General features: G+C 50.3%; 12 protein-coding genes. 2 read left to right on the top strand and 10 right to left on the bottom strand.

Features of this window, described 5'->3' with window-relative positions:
- Positions 1-235: 235 nt before the first annotated feature.
- On the bottom strand, positions 236-997 hold the full coding sequence (locus ACQY6F_RS10190) for a DeoR/GlpR family DNA-binding transcription regulator (RefSeq protein WP_167413420.1): 762 nt from the start codon (positions 995-997) through the stop codon (positions 236-238).
- 427 nt (positions 998-1,424) lie between these two features.
- Between ACQY6F_RS10190 and pykF the strand changes: the two genes are divergently transcribed.
- Positions 1,425-2,837 (top strand): pyruvate kinase PykF, encoded by a 1,413-nt coding sequence (pykF, locus tag ACQY6F_RS10185; protein ID WP_428774114.1) that lies wholly within the window; start codon positions 1,425-1,427, stop codon positions 2,835-2,837.
- A 167-nt stretch (positions 2,838-3,004) separates the two neighbouring features.
- Here pykF and ACQY6F_RS10180 read toward each other — a convergent pair whose 3' ends face one another.
- The 3 genes from ACQY6F_RS10180 to ACQY6F_RS10170 all read right to left on the bottom strand — a co-directional run bounded on the left by ACQY6F_RS10180 (position 3,005) and on the right by ACQY6F_RS10170 (position 6,663).
- On the bottom strand, positions 3,005-4,885 hold the full coding sequence (locus ACQY6F_RS10180) for a diguanylate cyclase (RefSeq protein ID WP_428774113.1): 1,881 nt from the start codon (positions 4,883-4,885) through the stop codon (positions 3,005-3,007).
- 92 nt (positions 4,886-4,977) lie between these two features.
- Complete coding sequence (locus ACQY6F_RS10175) at positions 4,978-5,673, bottom strand: oxidative stress defense protein (protein WP_428774111.1); 696 nt, start codon at positions 5,671-5,673, stop codon at positions 4,978-4,980.
- A gap of 93 nt (positions 5,674-5,766) precedes the next feature.
- Entirely contained in the window at positions 5,767-6,663 is an 897-nt protein-coding gene (locus ACQY6F_RS10170; protein ID WP_428774110.1) for a LysR family transcriptional regulator ArgP, read from the bottom strand.
- 120 nt (positions 6,664-6,783) lie between these two features.
- Between ACQY6F_RS10170 and ACQY6F_RS10165 the strand changes: the two genes are divergently transcribed.
- Positions 6,784-7,413: a LysE/ArgO family amino acid transporter gene (locus tag ACQY6F_RS10165; RefSeq protein WP_428774108.1), complete on the top strand. Its 630-nt coding sequence runs from the start codon at positions 6,784-6,786 to the stop codon at positions 7,411-7,413.
- Positions 7,414-7,506: 93 nt separating this feature from the next.
- On the opposite strand, the gene mscS is transcribed toward ACQY6F_RS10165, so the two are convergent.
- From mscS to tkt, 6 genes are all read right to left on the bottom strand, one after another.
- Positions 7,507-8,370, bottom strand: a complete 864-nt coding sequence (mscS, locus tag ACQY6F_RS10160) for a small-conductance mechanosensitive channel MscS (RefSeq protein ID WP_428774106.1) — start codon at positions 8,368-8,370, stop codon at positions 7,507-7,509.
- Between the two features lie 306 nt (positions 8,371-8,676).
- Positions 8,677-9,753, bottom strand: coding sequence for a class II fructose-bisphosphate aldolase (gene fbaA / locus ACQY6F_RS10155; RefSeq protein ID WP_428774105.1), 1,077 nt, complete (start codon positions 9,751-9,753; stop codon positions 8,677-8,679).
- A gap of 155 nt (positions 9,754-9,908) precedes the next feature.
- Positions 9,909-11,072, bottom strand: a complete 1,164-nt coding sequence (locus ACQY6F_RS10150) for a phosphoglycerate kinase (protein ID WP_428774103.1) — start codon at positions 11,070-11,072, stop codon at positions 9,909-9,911.
- A 139-nt stretch (positions 11,073-11,211) separates the two neighbouring features.
- Positions 11,212-12,243: an erythrose-4-phosphate dehydrogenase gene (gene epd, locus ACQY6F_RS10145; RefSeq protein WP_428774118.1), complete on the bottom strand. Its 1,032-nt coding sequence runs from the start codon at positions 12,241-12,243 to the stop codon at positions 11,212-11,214.
- Positions 12,244-12,326: 83 nt separating this feature from the next.
- A complete protein-coding gene (locus tag ACQY6F_RS10140; RefSeq protein WP_428774101.1) occupies positions 12,327-13,085 on the bottom strand; it encodes a lipid-binding SYLF domain-containing protein in 759 nt (252 codons plus the stop codon).
- Between the two features lie 189 nt (positions 13,086-13,274).
- Complete coding sequence (gene tkt, locus ACQY6F_RS10135; RefSeq protein WP_428774099.1) at positions 13,275-15,272, bottom strand: transketolase; 1,998 nt, start codon at positions 15,270-15,272, stop codon at positions 13,275-13,277.
- Between the last annotated feature and the right edge of the window lie 296 nt (positions 15,273-15,568).

The raw sequence follows: 15,568 nt of genomic DNA, 5'->3' as shown, positions 1-15,568 counted from the left end.
CGAGTTAAGTTGCTTTGTGCATCAACCACAGCAACACCTGCTGAGTCGTAACCGCGATACTCTAGACGACGTAAACCTTCAACCAGAATTTCAGCTACATCACGCTGTGCAACAGCGCCAACAATTCCACACATGTTATTACTCCAATTTCTTTTTTATCTAGTGCACTCTACGGCTGCAAGCAAAGCCTTAAGGTAGAGGCGGATTTAAATTTTGTGAGTCTCAATGACCCTGTCTAAGCTCGAATCACTCGAACCTGATGAAATTCTATTTTTGCAACCAGTTCGTCAGACAAACCTTTGTCAGTTATAAGAACGTCAATGTCGTTCCATGGCAGTTCTAAATTTGGGATCTTTCTTCCCACTTTGTCCGATTCAACCATGACAACGACTTCTCTGGACACTTCAGCCATAACCTTGCTTAAACCGACTAACTCATTAAATGTCGATGTGCCACGTTCGAGGTCGATGCCATCTGCACCAATGAACAACTGATCAAAATCATACGAACGAAGAACCGATTCCGCCACTTTTCCTTGAAATGACTCCGAGTGGGTATCCCAAGTGCCGCCAGTCATAAGCAGTGTAGGCTCACTCTCTAGCTCATTTAATGCATTCGCGACATTCAAAGAGTTGGTCATGACAATTAACCCGTGCTTATCATTGAGCTGGTTAATCAGTGCCGCGGTTGTACTTCCGCTATCGATAACAATACGGTTATGGTCTCTGATCAATTTGGCAGCAGCTTTTGCTAGCGCTTCCTTTCGAACTGAAACTTTTGAATTCAGCTCGTCATTCACTACTTCTTTAGGTAAAGCAATAGCACCACCATAACGACGCAGCAGTTGGCCGTTCTGCTCTAGTGATGCTAAATCCTTTCTTATAGTGACTTCTGAAGTTTCAAACTGAGTAGATAATTCTTCAACACTGACTTCACCCAATTGATTAACTAAGTTAACAATTGTGTGTCTTCTTAGCTGAGTATTACGTTTTGACATGACATTCACAAGAACAAGTTACGAAACGAAAGTTATTATATTCAAAACGAAACTTTTATGTCTATTTATTTCGAACTAAAAAATTAATATTTCTGGCTAAAACCTTGTCCTAAGACAATTCTTAAGCAGTGATATTGTAATGATTAGGTGTTAGAATTCGCACCCTAAAGAAAAAAAATTACAGAATGGTGTGTGATACTTTTGTAATTCTCACCAATCATGGTGACCTAGATCACATTAAAATGGTAATACGCACTCAATAGGTAGTCATAAAATGACTAAACCTGTTGTAAGACTTTCAGTTTTGGAGTGAGCTGTACTCGAGTGAGAAATGTGGTAACGAAGAGATAAATTTGCCGCCATCGAGGCCATTCTTAAGCTATATATTAACTTTCAAATTGATAATATTCACCGGAGAGACTCTTCCATGAAAAAGACCAAAATCGTATGTACGATTGGCCCGAAAACTGAATCTGTAGAGAAACTGACTGAACTCGTCAACGCCGGCATGAACGTCATGCGTCTGAACTTCTCTCACGGTGACTACGAAGAACACGGAACTCGCATTGCTAACTTCCGCAAAGTAATGGAGCAAACCGGCAAACAACTGGCCATCCTGCTGGATACCAAAGGCCCTGAAATCCGTACTATTAAACTGGAAAACGGTGATGACGTTGACCTGGTTGCGGGCCAGGAATTCACTTTCACTACTGACACCAGCGTAGTAGGTAATAAAGACAAAGTAGCAGTAACTTACGCTGGCTTTGCTAACGACCTGAACGTCGGCAACACTATCCTGGTCGACGACGGCCTGATCGAAATGGAAGTGCTGGCGACCACCGACACTGAAGTTAAATGTAAAGTACTGAACAACGGTGCCCTGGGTGAGAACAAAGGTGTGAACCTGCCAGGCGTTTCTGTCAACTTGCCAGCCCTGTCTGAAAAAGATAAGAACGACCTGAAATTCGGTTGTGAGCAAGGCGTTGACTTCGTTGCCGCTTCTTTCATCCGTAAGGCTTCTGACGTTAAAGAAATCCGTGAAGTACTGGAAGCCAACGGCGGTCAGAACATCCACATCATTTCTAAGATCGAAAACCAGGAAGGCGTAGACAACTTCGACGACATCCTGGAGCTGTCTGACGGTATCATGGTTGCACGTGGCGACCTGGGTGTAGAAATCCCGGCAGAAGAAGTTATCTTCGCGCAGAAGATGATGATCGAGAAATGTAACCGTGCCCGTAAGATGGTTATCACTGCCACTCAGATGCTGGACTCTATGATCAACAACCCTCGTCCGACTCGTGCCGAAGCGGGTGACGTTGCGAATGCGATCATGGACGGTACCGATGCAGTTATGCTGTCTGGTGAAACCGCTAAAGGTAAGTACCCGGTTGAAGCTGTGACCATCATGGCGCAAATCGCTAACCGTACTGACTCTGCCCTGAAAGCTGAACTGGGCTCTCGCCTGGACAGCCCACGCCTGCGCATTACCGAAGCGGTATGTAAAGGTGCGGTAGACACTGCAGAAAAACTGGCTGCGCCTCTGATTGTCGTGGCAACTGAAGGTGGTAAATCTGCCCGTTCAGTACGTAAGTACTTCCCTACTGCAAACATCCTGGCACTGACCACTAACGCTAAAACCGCGGCTCAGTTGGTTCTGACCAAAGGTGTACTGCCTGTCGTGGTTGATTCTATCGAAAGCACTGACGACTTCTACCGCAACGGTAAAGAGCTGGCTCTGTCTACTGGTATCGGTAAAAAAGGCGATATCGTGGTTATGGTATCTGGCGCTCTGGTTGCTTCCGGCACGACCAACACTGCATCTGTTCACGTCCTGTAATCGTGACACTATCAGCGGCCTGGGTCGCTGATTCAGAAACTGCATCAAGCCAGTCGTTAACGCGACTGGCTTTTTTCTTGGCTGTAAGCGGTAAACAGAGAAAACTGGGTTACTTCGGTAAAGAAAGGAAACATAGCGGCCGGGTTAGCTGGATGTGAACCGAGTGATTAAGCCAGATCGTCAGTACTGCTGCACAGGGATAACTGGTTACGACCCAGGGTTTTCGATTCGTACAGAGCGATGTCGGCACATTTATAGCTGCGGGTGCTGTCTTCCGTCATGTCGGTATAGCCAATACTGATGGTGACCCCGAGGTGGCTATCCTGTTCAATGGCCAGCCGCAGCCGCTCCAGGGCATGCCCTGCTTCTTGCAGCGAAGTATTTGGCATGATGGCGGCAAACTCTTCCCCACCGATACGGGCAACAAAGTCAGTTTCGCGCAGCTGACGCGCCATGCTGTTACCAACCAGATTGATCACCCTGTCCCCGGCATCATGACCTTTTTCATCATTGATACGTTTGAAGTGGTCGATATCCACCAGCGCCAGACAACAGGGCACCTGCGGGTAACGGTTGGTCAGTTTGGCCATTCGCTGCAATTCGGCTTCGAACTTGCGCCGGTTCCAGAGTTGGGTTAGCGAGTCCTTCTCACTCAGAGTACGCAGCCGCTGCTCCAGCAGCTTGCGGTCTGAAATATCCACCAGTGAGGTGATGTAGTAGCTGACTTTGTTGCGGTTTCGCTTCGACATCACCGCCTGAATGCGCATGATCGCGGTAACCTCAGACCCTGTAGTCGCGCTGCGGAAATTGATTTCGCCTTCCCAAAGATGCTTGCTGGCCACTTTTTCAAAAATCATCAGCAAATCATCCAGTTTGTCTTCCCCCAGCAGCAGCTTAAGCACGTTTTTATTAACCAGCTGATTAGGCAGATAACCGGTCAGGCGGGAAAACTCGCCATTAACCAGCACCGTACGATGGAGGCGATCGGAGATCATCATCGCCGACATGCCGTTCAGCGCAGCACGGGCTAACTGGCTCTCAATATTGCGCTTGTGGTAATAAATCGCCGCAGAGCTGATCGGCAGGGCGAAAATCACCAGGATCAGCAGGACGAAGATTGCTTCCTGATACAGGTCATTAAAATCACGGCTATAGCGCTGCATGATCTCCTGCTCTGACAGGTGAATGATCAGAAATAACCGGCTGTCGACGGAGATATTCAGGCGGTTAAACGCCGTCATTTCCCCGTTTTCGACCAGATAGCCGGAAGGCTGACTGTTCATTTTCGCCCAGGTCCGGGGCAGATCCTGTTTCAGCGTCAGCTGATGGCCTCGATTGGCCAGCTCACTGAACAGTGGGTTATTCAGTTCATGCGTCAGGTAATTGCCGTCACTGCTGACCAGCTCGGGGCTGTATTCCCGGTTGGGTGAATAGATCAGTTTGGACGCCAGATAACCGACATCGACATTCAACACCAGGTAGCCTTTGCGTACGCCGCTGTGCAGCACCGGAGTCATGATCTTCAGCGACGGCTTGGTGTCGCCGGCAGAATGCTCGTCACCCTCGCGGATACCCAGTGTGCCCACCTGGTCATCCTGCAGGGTCTGGGCAAATTGGAAAAATTCCCGCGCTGTCGCATTATCCTGCTCAGAGGACATTTCTATCTGTTCATCTTCGGCGATGTAGCCAACCCGAACCAGTTCGTCCCCCTCAACAGTGAGGTAGCGAATATCCAGATACCACTTCTGGTTACGCACCATCAAGGCCCAGTCACTCTGGAGGCGGCTTTTATTGAAGCCATTAGAAAGGTAAATGTAGTCGTGCAGGCTTTGGGTCTGCGCTAGCAGGCGGATGGTAGAGTCAAACTGCTGTTTTAGGCCCTGGTACTCACGCTCACTGTAACCGAGGTGATGCATAGCCTCTCTGGCTGTGGTCTGGACAACGGATTGCTTTAAATCGTGGTATCTGTCCAGGTAGTAAGCGCTTACCAGTAAAGCGAGCAGGGAGCAAGTGGCCAAGAGTGTTGCGATAATTTTCGTGTATCTCACTGAGCACTATCTCCCTGAATTAAGCTGGAGATTATAGCATCAAGTCCGCGCAACTAAAGCGCTTATGCGGGTTTCAGCCAGTAAAACCTCTATTAATTACTGAGCTTATAAACGACGTCGACCCTATCCTTAATTACCATGGTTGAATCCTGGTAGCTTTCCGATTGGGATTTGGCGTCCATCATGCTGCTGCGGGCGAACACGGGTTGGGCGAGCGGAGTGTTGTAATCGATTCTCCATACCTGATCGAGCTGCTTGCCAAATCCTTCAGCCAGCTCGGCCGCTTTGGTCATAGCGTCTTTAATCGCTGCCTGACGCGCCTGCTTCTGAAACGCTTGCTCATCTTTCACCATCAACTGCACTGAATCAACCTGGTTGATGCCCTTGGCCAGCGCCATATCCAGATACTGGTTCAGTTTCGCCAGGTCATTGACTATCACGGTCACAGTGCGGCTGGCCCGATAGCCAACCAGTTCCGGAGCCTGGTCGCGTTCGTATTTGTATTGAGGCGCAAGAAACAGGTTGGAGCCGGTAATGTCGTCGGCACTGACACCGGACTGCTTGAGCTGATCAATAAACCCGCTGACAGACTTATCCACCGCCTGTTTGACCGCTTCACTGCTGTCGGCAGTTTCCACTGCCCGCACGATAAATTTAGCCTGATCTGGCTTGGCGATAACCTCACCAAATCCTGTGGTGACAATATGGGGAAAGTTGTACGACTCGGCAAAACCGGCGGTTGAAAACAGGGTTGCCAGCGACAGGGTAACAATGGAAAACAATTTCATAGATCTCACCTTAATGAATCAATCCAGTAAATAATAAGCATCCAGTTGAATTATACCAATCGCTAAACAACGATATGACACAAACCTGACGCTTCAGCTTTGCGGTAATACCCGCCTGGCGTGTTGCAAAATCGCGGCAGACACCTGCTGCAGCAGGCCGGTCTCCAACTGCCAGTGGTGCCAGTGGATTTTCTGCGAGACAAACAAGCCCGGAACAATATCACGTAGCAGGCCTTGCTCCAGCTCCTGGCTGATCTGCAATTTAGGGATCAAACAGTAGGCCACGCCGGCCAGCGCCAGTTTCACAAACGCTTCCGAACTACCGACATTATGGTTGATGATGCTGTCACGGGACAGGTCGAAATGACGCGCCAGGAACTGTTTGTGTAGCTCATCATATTTGTCGAATGAGACGGCGGGAGCCCGGCGCAGACTGTCACGGTTGACCCCGGAAGAAAAATATCGCTGACAGAATTCCGGGCTGGCAACACAGACATAGTCCATCCGACCGAGAAACTGCGCCTGGCAGCCGGGGATGGTTTTCGATTCTAAGCTGATGGCCCCGGCAACCTCACCGCTACGCAGTTTCTCTATCGTACGGGTTTCACCATGCACTTCCAGATTGATTTCCACCGGATGGCGCTTCATGACAGGTTGCAGCGCCGGCAGCAGCCAGGTGGCCAAACTGTCGGCGTTGGTGGCAATGGCGATCTGGCTGGGCCCGGACAGCTCTTCGGCCAGCTCAGGCACCAGTTCCTGTTCCAGCAGCTGCACCCGGCGGTATAAGCCGAGCAGCTTTTCCCCTACTGGCGTTGGCCGTGGCGGTTGCTCGCGCACTAACACCGGTTTGGCGAGGAACTTTTCCAGCTGCTTAATCCGCTGTGACACGGCAGATTGTGAGATAAACAGCTGCTGCGCGGCACGTTCAAAACTGCCCTGATGCACCACGCTGTCGAGCGCTTCTATCCATTTGTAATCCAGCCCACGCATACATTTTCCTGAAAATTAGAGATACTAATATAATATTAAAATCATTAATTATACTTATCCAGCAACTCCGAGTATCTTGCGTCCCAAGTTGTTTCTTTTTGCTCTGTTTAGAGGTGTATTGTGAGTTGGTGGGTGTGGTTACAAGGGTTTAGTTTGGGCGCGACGATGATTATCCCGATTGGGGCACAAAATGCGTATGTACTCAATCAAGGCATCAAGCGCAACCATCATCTGACCACGGCGACGGTGTGCAGCCTACTGGACGTACTGTTTATTTCGCTGGGGATATTCGGCGGTGGAGCACTGCTGTCGCAAAGCGATACCTTGCTGACCTTAGTGACTCTGGGCGGAATCGCGTTTCTGTCCTTTTACGGCTACCTGTCACTGCGAACAGCACTGCAAGTTAGCCAAGAGGAAGATTCCGGCGCACAGATGACGGCGCGAGGTCGACGCGCAGTGATCTTGGGAGCTCTGGCGGTGACGGTGCTCAATCCTCATCTCTATCTGGATACAGTGGTGATTCTCGGCTCCATTGGCGGCCAGTTTGAAGGCCATGAGCGGCTGTCTTTCGCGCTCGGTACTATGATGGCGTCTTTTGCCTGGTTTTACGCCCTGTCTCTCGGCGCCGCCAAACTAGGGCCAACACTGTCCAAGCCGCGGGTGAAACAGGTTATTGATATGGCGGTGGCCGCCATGATGTTCATCATCGCGTTTTTACTGGCCAAAAGCCTTTATCTACAGTGGAATTAACCGCAGGTTAAGGCTGAGCGACTTTCGTCAGCCGCTTATCTCATGGATAAAAAAACGGAGGCTGGGCCTCCGTTTTCGTTACTGTATTTAAGCTTAATCGAGCTTTTCGAGATGGACATCCATCTGCGGGAATGGAATTTCGATACCGTTGGCATCCAGTGCTTCTTTGATCGCCTGCATGGAATCAAAGTAGACGTTCCAGTAGTCCGCGGTTTTACACCAAGGGCGAACCACAAAGTTGACCGAGGAATCCGCCAGTGCCAGTACCCCGATAGTCATATCCGGATTTTTCAGGATCCGCTCGTCTTGTTCCAGCGTTTCGCGGATCACTTTTTTGGTCAGTTTGAGATCCGATTTGTAAGAAACACCGATCACCAGATCCACCCGGCGGGTCGCATGGCGGGAATAGTTGGTGATTGGACTACCGATAACACCAGAGTTCGGCACCACCACCATCTTGTTATCCGGAGTTTTTAGCACGGTCTGGAATATTTGAATCGATTCCACTGAACCTGCTACACCACCCACTTCGACATAGTCACCTGATTTGAACGGACGAAATGCAACGATCAATACCCCGGCAGCAAAGTTAGACAGCGAACCCTGCAGGGCCAGACCAACGGCTAAGCCGGCAGCACCGATAACCGCCACCACTGACGCCGTTTGCACGCCCACGCGTCCCAACGCGGCAATCAGTACGATAACAAACAACAGGTAACGAACCAGGCCGTAGATAAACTCCACCACCGCCTTGTCCATGTTTTTCTTTTCCAGCACTTTCGCCACACTGCCGGCGATAGCTTTAACGAAAAGGTTACCGATAAACAGGATCAGGATGGCGGAAATAATATTGACCCCGTACTGGATCAATAGATCGGAATTGTTGGTCAGCCACGATTCGGCTTTGGCAAGTCCGTCCATAATTGGTATTTCTAGCTCGTTTGATTCACCAGCCATATGCGTCCCCTTAACACTTATTCTTGAGAAATCGACATTTAGTTTATTGTGCGGCTTCAGGGCGACCGGATGATAATTTCAGGCATTAATTACTCCAGCCTAGCCCCTTATTCGGTCAAAACGGCGGGAATGGCTGGTTGGATGCTTGAAAACTAACAACTTTATGCTGGTCTCTGAAAGCTTGTTAAAGGTTACGCAATTAATTGCGCTCGCGCCAGTTATTTTGCCTGGCTATGCACCTTTGAGACTAACAGGTACAAAAAAAGCCCGCTCATTGAGCGGGCTTCGAACACTGTCAGTAACAGATTACAGTACGTCTACTGCGTTAAGGTCAGAGAAGGCTTGCTCCAGACGCTTAACCATAGCCGCTTGACCAGCACGCAGCCATACGCGTGGATCGTAGTATTTCTTGTTCGGTGCATCTTCACCAGTTGGGTTACCGATTTGACCTTGCAGGTAATCGTGGTTTTCAGCTTCGTACTGACGAACGCCATCCCAAGTTGCCCACTGAGTATCAGTATCGATGTTCATTTTGATAACACCGTAAGAGATAGACTCGCGGATTTCTTCCAGAGAAGAACCTGAACCACCGTGGAATACGAAGTTCAGAGAGTTTGCTGGCAGACCGAATTTCTCAGAGCAGTGTGCTTGAGAGTCGCGCAGGATCGTTGGAGTCAGTACCACGTTACCTGGTTTGTACACACCGTGAACGTTACCGAAAGAAGCTGCGATAGTGAAACGGTGGCTGATAGCGTTCAGTTTTTCATAAGCGTACGCTACGTCTTCTGGAGAAGTGTACAGCTCAGACTGGTCCATATCAGAGTTGTCTACGCCGTCTTCTTCACCACCGGTACAACCCAGTTCGATCTCCAGAGTCATGTTCATTTTAGCCATGCGCTCTAGGTACTTAGAACAGATTTCGATGTTCTCTTCCAGAGACTCTTCAGACAGGTCGATCATGTGAGAAGAGAACAGTGGCTTACCAGTTTCAGCGAAGAATTTTTCACCTGCGTCCAGCAGACCGTCGATCCAAGGCAGCAGTTTTTTCGCTGCGTGGTCAGTGTGCAGGATTACTGGCACGCCGTAAGCTTCCGCTACTGCGTGTACGTATTTTGCACCAGCAATCGCGCCCAGGATTTGGCCTTCCTGACCTTCCAGTTTCAGACCTTTACCAGCAAAGAATGCTGCGCCACCGTTAGAGAACTGAACGATAACAGGTGCTTTCACATTCGCTGCGGCTTCTAGAACTGCGTTTACAGAGTCCGTACCTACACAGTTAACAGCTGGAAGAGCGAAGTTATTTTCTTTCGCTACTTCAAATACTTTCTGAACGTCGTCACCAGCGATTACACCTGGTTTTACGAAATCAAAGATCTTAGACATGGATAGAGTCCTATTTATCTGTCGTTTTAAAATAAAACTGATTAAGTTTAAATTCTTGCAAACGTTTGCTCACAACTGCCAGTATTCTAGCAAAGAACCTTACTGCGTGCAGCAAACAACAGAGCGGGAGACTCGCCCCCGCTCTGGATAGTTAATTAAGCTTTAGCACGTGCTTCCAGCATTTCAACTGCAGGCAGTACTTTACCTTCTACAAACTCAAGGAAAGCGCCGCCACCGGTTGAGATGTAAGAAACATCCGCTTTGATACCGAATTTGTCGATGGCTGCCAGAGTGTCACCACCGCCGGCTACAGAGAAGCCTTCAGATGCGGCGATCGCTTCAGAGATACCTTTCGTACCCGCTTCGAAGTTCTTGAATTCGAATACGCCGACCGGGCCGTTCCACAGAATGGTTTTCGCGCCTTTCAGGATTTCAGCCAGAGCAGCCGTTGAATCTGGGCCCAGGTCGAAGATCATGTCGTCGTCCTGAACGTCAGCAACGTTCTTGATTTCAGCTTCTGCGTTTTCGTCGAACGCTTTGGCACAGGCAACGTCAGTTGCAACCGGAATAGCACACTCTTCCATCAGCTTCTTCGCCGTATCAACCAGGTCTGCTTCGTAGAGAGATTTACCTACGTTGTGGCCAGCTGCCGCGATGAAAGTGTTAGCAATACCACCGCCAACAACCAGTTGGTCAGCGATTTTAGACAGAGACTCAAGCACAGTCAGTTTGGTAGAAACTTTAGAACCACCAACGATAGCGACCATTGGACGAGCTGGGTTGTCCATCGCTTTGCCCAGAGCGTCCAGTTCGTTCGCCAGCAAAGGACCTGCACATGCGATAGGAGCAAACATGCCCACACCGTGAGTAGACGCTTGCGCGCGGTGCGCAGTACCGAATGCATCCATCACGAATACGTCACACAGTGCCGCGTACTTCTTAGACAGCTCTTCTTCGTTTTTCTTTTCGCCTTTGTTAAAGCGAACGTTTTCCAGTACAACCAGTTCACCGGCGTTCAGTTCCAGACCATCCAGGTAGTCTTTCGCCAGTTTCACTTCACAGTCCAGTGCATCGTTCAGGTAGTTCACCACTGGTTGCAGAGAGAACTCTTCCGCGTACTCACCTTCAGTTGGGCGGCCCAGGTGAGAAGTAACCATTACTTTCGCACCCGCTTCCAGACAGTGTTTAATCGTAGGCAGTGAAGCCAGGATACGAGCGTCTGAAGTTACTTTCCCGTCTTTTACTGGCACGTTAAGGTCAGCACGGATAAATACGCGTTTGCCTGCTAGGTCCAGGTCAATCATCTTGATTACAGACATGGTTTGTCCTCTAAAATGTTCAATAATTAAAGATTCTGCCAGCTCAGCAACCCTGCTAAGCGGATAAATTCACCAAACTGGTATAAACAATGGAGACTTTGGCTATTTATTTCAAGCCTAAAATTTAATCTCCTGCGCCTTACTGCTTATCAGACGCCTGCATCGCCAGGGCTGTGTCCAACATTCTGTTGGCAAAGCCCCATTCGTTGTCGCACCAAACCAGCATTTTCACTAACTGCCCGTTGCTGACTCGGGTCTGGCTACCATCAACGATCGCGCTGTGGGGATCATGATTAAAATCGATGGAAACGAGCGGTGCTTCAGTATAGTCAACTATGCCCTGTAATGTACACCGAGATGCATCAATTATGGTTTGATTTACGTCATTAACTTTCACTTTTGTATTAATAGTGACGCTCAAATCCATCGCGGTCACATTTACAGTCGGTACTCGGACCGAAATAGCTTCAAATTTGTTGGAAAATTTCGGGAATATTCTTTCAATACCTTTGTGCAATTTGGTATCTACCGGAATGATAGACTGGCTGGCGGCTCGGGTGCGGCGCAGGTCGCTATGATAGGCATCGATAACCTGCTGATCGTTCATCGACGAATGGATAGTTGTAATGGTTCCGGAATCGATGCCGAAATGCTCGTCGAGCACTTTAATGATCGGCACAATACAGTTGGTGGTGCAAGAACCGTTGGAAACAACCTTATGGTGAGATTGCAGCGTGTCGTGGTTCACGCCGTAGATGATGGTGTTGTCCAGGTCACCGGCGCCAGGGTGGGAAAACAGCACCTTACCGGCACCTGCTTTAATATGCTGCTGGCCATCGGCTTGTGAGCCGAAAACGCCGGTACAATCAAGCACAATATCCACTTCCAGATCATGCCAGGGTAATAAATCGATTTCGGCCAGATGGAGAATGCGGATCGAATCGTATTCGCCGCTGTCATGGTGAATATAGATATGTTCCTGATCGTTACTGATCTTCTTGCCAAACCGGCCGTGGCTGGTGTCATACTGCAACAGATGCGCCATCGCATCCGGCTGGGCCAGCTCGTTGACCGCTACTACTTTAATTTGCTGATGCTTGCCGCTTTCATATACCGCCCGCAGAACATTACGTCCTATCCGGCCAAATCCGTTAATCGCTACCCGTAACATTTCCATGCTCAAACCAATAAAGTCAGAGCTGCATGGTAACTAAGCTGACAGGCCGGGGCAAATACCTTGTTGGGGTATTATGCTCACTCTGTTCCGTAGACAGATTGGTAAGCGTGGTATTTTAAACTGGCGCGTATCGAATTGGCTGGTGGATAGTCGCCACCGCGCGAATTCGCCAGCAGTTGGTCAAGGTCAAAATCCTCGCCGTAAGCCAGTTGGTTGTAGCGCTCATCCAGCTTGAGTCGAATGGCTTCTATATTACCACCGAGATACAGACCGCGGTTGACCGACACCATCAACGTTTCGATACCGTTAACGCCGCCGATGGCTCTGCCGCTCAGACCAGGGCCGATGGTCAAATCGGCCGATCCGCCAGCGGCAAAATCACCGCGCAGTGCTTTGTCCAGCGCAGGCCTGCTCAACAGCGCACCGATAGCGCTAAAACCTTGCCCGCCAACACTGAGGCCAAACTGAAAGCTATTGAGCTTAATGAAGATAGGATCGCTCCAGTCGTGCTGATGGCGAACCAACATAATTCCCCGCCCCCATTGATAGCCCAGCAACAGACCGGCTTGACCGCCTTGGGGGAAGATAACCACCGCTTTTGCGACTCCGGACAGGTTCCGCACCGCCGCCCAATGCTGTTCGGTCAGAAAATTATTCAGGCTTAGCTGGGCTTTTTCCACCAGCGCTTCGGCATCATTTTTCTCTGGCGGAGCAGCGCTGGCCGGATTGATAAACAGTATAAACAGCAGCACCAGCATAGCGGTTAGCAGCGTATAAATAGGCTGACGTTGTGAAGGGGCACGAACAATGGCGGCAAACTTTGGGATGATTTTCATATCTTGTCTACAGGTGGCGGCGCGAAGAGCGATCATTTCATCACGGCTAAGCGCTGCCAAACCAGAAACTATATCGGTTTCGGATAGATATGTAAGGCTAGTTAAACAAGGATGCAAAAAGGGCCATAAAAAAACCGGACCAACTGGCCCGGTTTGATGGTTAACTTTTTGTTGTCTGACTAAGGCAGATTATGCCAGCAGCTCTTTAGCCGTATTGACCACGTTTTCAGTGGTAAAGCCGAACAGCTTGAACAGTTCGCCAGCCGGGGCAGATTCACCAAAGCTGGTCATGCCGATGATGCGGCCGTCAAAACCGACGTACTTGTACCAGAAATCGGCGATGCCGGCTTCGATAGCAATACGGGCGGTCACATCGGATGGCAGTACCGCTTCACGGTAAGCGGCATCCTGCTTGTCGAACGCATCGGTTGATGGCATTGACACCACGCGGACCTGTTTGCCTTCTGCGCTCAGCTGCGCTGCCGCTTCTACCGCCAGCTCCACTTCAGAACCGGTCGCGATCAGGATCAGCTCAGGCTTGCCTGCGCAGTCTTTCAGGATGTAGCCACCTTTGGCAATGTCGGCCACTTGAGCGGCAGTACGCTCTTGCTGAGCCAGGTTCTGACGCGAGAAGATCAGCGCGGTAGGCGCGTCTTTACGTTCAATCGCCAGTTTCCACGCCACGGCAGATTCAACCTGGTCACATGGGCGCCAGGTGCTCATGTTCGGTGTCAGACGCAGTGACGCCATCTGCTCAACCGGCTGGTGAGTCGGGCCGTCTTCGCCCAGACCGATAGAGTCGTGAGTGTAAACCTGGATGTTCTGTACTTTCATCAGGGCAGCCATGCGCATCGCGTTACGGGCGTATTCCATAAACATCAGGAAAGTTGCGCCGTAAGGGACGAAACCGCCGTGCAGGGCGATACCGTTGATGATCGCCGTCATACCGAATTCACGCACACCGTAGTGGATGTAGTTACCGGACGCGTCTTCCGCCGTCAGTGATTTAGAGCCAGACCACATGGTCAGGTTAGACGGCGCCAGGTCAGCCGAGCCGCCCATAAATTCTGGCAGCAGTTTGCCGAACGCTTCCAGTGCGTTTTGTGACGCTTTACGTGACGCGATATTGGCAGGGTTGGCTTGCAGTTCCGCGATGATGTCGCTGGTCGCCTGTTGCCAGTTGGCCGGCAGTTGACCGGTTACGCGGCGTTTGTATTCCGCAGCCAGCTCTGGGTACGCTTCGGCGTAAGCGGCAAATTTCTGATCCCACGCCGCTTCTTTCGCAGCGCCGGCTTCTTTGGCATCCCACTCAGCGTAAACTTCAGACGGTACTTCGAACGGACCGTAGTTCCAGCCGAGGAATTCACGTGCAGCCTGGATTTCATCCTGACCCAGCGGCGCGCCGTGACAGTCGTGTGAACCGGATTTGTTTGGAGAACCGAAACCGATAATGGTTTTGGTACAGATCAGCGTCGGACGAGAGCTGTCCGCTTTGGCGGCTTCAATCGCGGCGTTGATGGCGTCAGAGTCGTGGCCATCCACTGCTGGGATAACGTGCCAGCCGTAAGCTTCAAAGCGTTTTGGCGTGTCGTCAGAGAACCAGCCTTCTACGTGACCGTCGATAGAGATACCGTTGTCATCCCAGAATGCGATCAGTTTGCCCAGCCCCAGAGTCCCGGCCAGTGAACATGCTTCGTGAGAAATACCTTCCATCAGACAGCCGTCGCCGAGGAATGCATAAGTATAGTGGTCTACGATGTCGTGACCGTCCTGGTTAAACTGCGCCGCCAGAGATTTCTCAGCGATCGCCATACCGACGGCATTGGTGATGCCCTGGCCCAGCGGACCGGTGGTGGTTTCGATACCCGGTGCGTAACCGTATTCCGGGTGACCCGGGGTTTTCGAGTGCAGCTGGCGGAAGTTTTTCAGATCGTCGATAGACAGCTCATAGCCAGTCAGGTGCAGCAGTGAGTAAATCAGCATCGAGCCGTGGCCGTTAGACAGCACGAAACGGTCGCGGTCTGCCCACTGTGGGTTTTGTGGGTTATGGTTTAAGTGGTCACGCCACAGAACTTCGGCGATATCAGCCATCCCCATTGGGGCGCCTGGGTGGCCGGAGTTGGCCTGTTGAACACCATCCATGCTCAGCGCGCGGATTGCATTAGCAAGATGTTTACGAGAGGACATGTCTGCTCCTGAGTGCATTAAGCTTTATCAAAAAAGAGTCGGAATTAAGGTGCGGTATTGTCTCAGACCCCCACAGGCAGTGCAAATAATTTGCCTGCAAAATAACCCATTCACGCTGAATAACTAACAATTTTCCTCCCCACATCGCCATGCAGCGCAATCGTTTGGCTTGCTGGCAACCCGAAAAAGCACTTGTAATTCGCCGGTTGATAAATAAAATAGACGTCTAGATGTAGATACACCTACAAAAAAGCAGTATTTAATACAGCGGGTCAGTGGTTACTGGGCCGCTTTCA

Origin of the sequence: Vibrio sp. (assembly GCF_050299255.1) — a bacterium.
Taxonomy (GTDB): domain Bacteria; phylum Pseudomonadota; class Gammaproteobacteria; order Enterobacterales; family Vibrionaceae; genus Vibrio.
This window is presented reverse-complemented; position numbering and strand designations above follow the sequence as displayed.